This is a genomic window from Chryseobacterium sp. SIMBA_028, from assembly GCF_046535285.1.
Lineage (GTDB): Bacteria > Bacteroidota > Bacteroidia > Flavobacteriales > Weeksellaceae > Chryseobacterium.
On sequence record NZ_JAWRWZ010000809.1, the window covers coordinates 1 to 237 of the forward strand.

At 43.9% G+C, this 237-nt stretch carries 1 protein-coding gene; it reads left to right on the top strand.

The annotated features are described in order from the left end of the window. The coding region (locus tag SCA31_RS25465) for a hypothetical protein (protein WP_410699709.1) at positions 1–237 on the top strand (237 nt) is incomplete at both ends.

Below are 237 nucleotides of genomic sequence, written 5' to 3' on the forward strand. Positions count from 1 at the left end.
CTAGGTTTCGACTATGGGTATGCGATGGCTTCTCCTAATACTTTAACCATTTGGGAAGCTCAGTTTGGAGATTTCGTGAACGGTGCTCAGATTATTGTTGACCAATATTTGGCAGCAGCAGAAGAAAAATGGAAAATCCAGAACGGATTGGTGATGTTATTGCCTCACGGTTCAGTAGGACAGGGTGCAGAACACTCATCAGCAAGACTAGAAAGATTCCTGACACTTTGTGCCAAC